At 68.2% G+C, this 2,550-nt stretch carries 3 protein-coding genes; all 3 read left to right on the top strand.

All coding sequences use genetic code 11. The features are described 5' to 3' along the window. Window positions 1-623: 623 nt before the first annotated feature. Entirely contained in the window at window positions 624-995 is a 372-nt protein-coding gene (locus AC08OP_RS23945) for a hypothetical protein (protein ID WP_476616238.1), read from the top strand. Window positions 996-1,217: 222 nt separating this feature from the next. Beyond that, complete coding sequence (locus AC08OP_RS23940) at window positions 1,218-1,763, top strand: DUF1360 domain-containing protein (protein ID WP_476616237.1); 546 nt, start codon at window positions 1,218-1,220, stop codon at window positions 1,761-1,763. A 557-nt stretch (window positions 1,764-2,320) separates the two neighbouring features. Beyond that, window positions 2,321-2,550 (top strand): hypothetical protein (locus tag AC08OP_RS23935; protein ID WP_476616236.1); only part of this gene is annotated, 230 nt, incomplete at its 3' end.

Below are 2,550 nucleotides of genomic sequence, written 5' to 3'. Positions count from 1 at the left end.
GGTGCGCGGCGGGACACCGCCGCGCACCCACTCGACAAAGCCCCGTTCGTCGGCGCGCAGGAACATCATTGCTGTCGGATCGTCGAACCGGTCGATGGCGATGCGCCCGTGCGCAACGGCCCGCCCCTGGCACACCAGCACCGCGGTCCGGCTCGCGCCCCCGTGACCGCCCATGGGCCGATGTGCCTGCACTCTTCCACGATTGCATGCCACTACCGCGGGGGCACCCACAGGCAAGAATATGATCATTGGCCTGTCGTGCTCGCCATCGGCGGCCATGGCCGGGTGAGCGTGCTGGAAGCCGTGCACATCCACCTCGGCCTCAAGGCCCAGTCCCGCGCACCGCACGACGGCAGGCCGTTCACCGAAAGTGTCGATGGTTGCAGTGAAGCAGGCGGCCTCGTGAATCGCGTGCACGACAACGCTGCCTCCGTACCCACTACAGTGGGCCGTCCGTTGCCGATCCACCCTGGTCACAGGGGGCGCGCCAGCATGCCCACCGAAGAGACCCACACCAGGTCCGGATGGCAGGATCACTCCAGGAGACCGTCGGCGTTCTCCCACCGTTACGTTCGTCGTTCCCGTCCCGCGCACCGTCTCCCCGGAAAGGGGCCAACACCCTGATGGCCGAGCAGTCCCCCCGTCGCAGCATCGAGTCCTGGGCGCACGAGCTGCCTGTGAGCTTCGTGGAATGCCGCACCATGGGACATCGCTGGCAGCCCCACAGCGCCACCTGGGACCGTGAGGCCCGCGCCTACCACGTCATCCACGCCTGCGACCGCTGCCACACCCAGCGCAAAGCCTGGTGGACCCGCAACGGCGAGGTCACCGCCGCCGGCTACACCTACCCCGAGGGCTATCTCACCCGTGACGTCGGCTATATCGGAGCCGACGGCCGCGGCGTCCTGCGCACCGAGTACCTCACCCGCATGTTCAACACGACCACTCGGCGTGCCAGCGCGAACGGCCACGGGGACGCGGCACCGGAGTCCTGAACGAGACCCGGTCGACGACCCCGAAAGCTGCGGCAACCCCGAAAGCTGCGGCAAACTCGTCCGGGCCGGCCGACGAGAGCATGACCGTTCCTCCTGCCGCGCGGACCCGGGCGGTGGCACCCGGTGGCCTCCGCCGGGCCCGCCGCTGGCGGCGGCCGGCGGGGCGTGTCGCGGGGCGTGCTCCGCCTGGTTACCGTCGGAGACGGTGGGCAGGCATCCGACATGACGCATACCCCGAAAACCGGTGTGCTGGCCCGCCTGACCAACACGGCGCGCCAGGAACAGAGCGAGTACGCGGGCGACGAGCCCCGCCCGCTGCGCGGCTATCTCGCCACCCTGTCGGCGTATAGCGGGTTGTGCGCGGCTCTCGGGCTGATCGGCCGGGTGTCCGGTGCGGTCCTGCCCGAGCGGTTCGCGGTCCCCGACCTGATTCTCGTCACGATCGCCACGCACAAGCTGAGCCGCATTCTCGCCAAGGACCCGGTGACAAGCCCGCTGCGCGCCCCCTTCACCCGCTTCCGTGGCACCGCGGGACCGGCGGAACTCGCCGAGGAGGTCCGCGAGCACCCCCCGGGCCGGCACAGCGTGGGTGAGCTACTCACCTGCCCGTTCTGCACCGCGCAGTGGGTGGCCACCGGCTTCGTCTTCGGCCTGGTCGTCGTGCCTCGGCCGACGCGGCTCGCCGCATCCGTCTTCACGGTGGTCACCGGCTCCGACCTACTTCAGCTTGTCTACGCGAACGCGCAACAACAGGCCACCAGGGGCTGACCATTCTCTCCCGGGTGATGGGTTGTTGCACCCAGATCACGGGAAATGGTGGCGCGGTGATGATGTGTGACGTGTGTACGCGCATGCGCACGCGCGTACACCTGCGCGTGCATACTCTAGAAGAATCGGGTCCGGTCCCATCGTAAGAGCCGGATGCACGTGCAGACGTTTGAACCCCGCGGTGCCCGGCGAGAGGCCAAGGGCCATGGCGGGCAACCTGCGCGAACTCCCTCGCTGGGCCGCCGACCGCGAAGGCCTGGAACGGGTCCGAAGAACTCAAATCATCAAAGCATCGCCGAACGGTGGTCCGTGTGTCATGTCTCAGCCGGCGCTCGTGTTGAAATAGGCACGGAAGAGGGGCCCGAGGCGCCAAGATGCTCATCTGGAGCGCCGTGGCGAGAGTATGGACAGAAACTTACCGAATGTCACCGTAAGACGCAGGAGCGGCACCGATAGTGATATCAACGGTTTTCACCGGTCGACCTTCGTCCGCCATGGCCGCCGTGGGCGGCTCCGGACGAGCTACGTGAAGAGGGGTGCGTGAAGAGGGGTGCATGATGGAGTCCTCGACTGACCAGTCGAGCTGGTCGGACGTGTGGTCGCACATTCCGGCCGCGAATCCGCAGCGATCCGGCCCGCTCTGGGCGTTGGCGGTCCTCATCGGGCCGGATCGGGCGGTGGAAGGTGTCGTCGGGTTCTTCGTGACACCAGCCGAGGCGAACCGGCACGCCCGGGCGGGGGGCTACGAGAACTGGCTGGTGGTTCCGGCGCTGGACCTGCACGGGGT

The organism is Frankia sp. CeRuru1 (assembly GCF_977966315.1).
Note: the sequence above shows the minus strand (reverse complement) of the source record. Positions and strands in the feature narration are given on the sequence as shown.

Excerpts from the sequence above, each read along its gene's own strand:
- AC08OP_RS23945 (WP_476616238.1), top strand. The coding sequence starts at position 624 with ATGGCCGAGCAGTCCCCCCGTCGCAGCATCGAGTCCTGGGCGCACGAG.
- AC08OP_RS23940 (WP_476616237.1), top strand. The coding sequence starts at position 1,218 with ATGACGCATACCCCGAAAACCGGTGTGCTGGCCCGCCTGACCAACACG.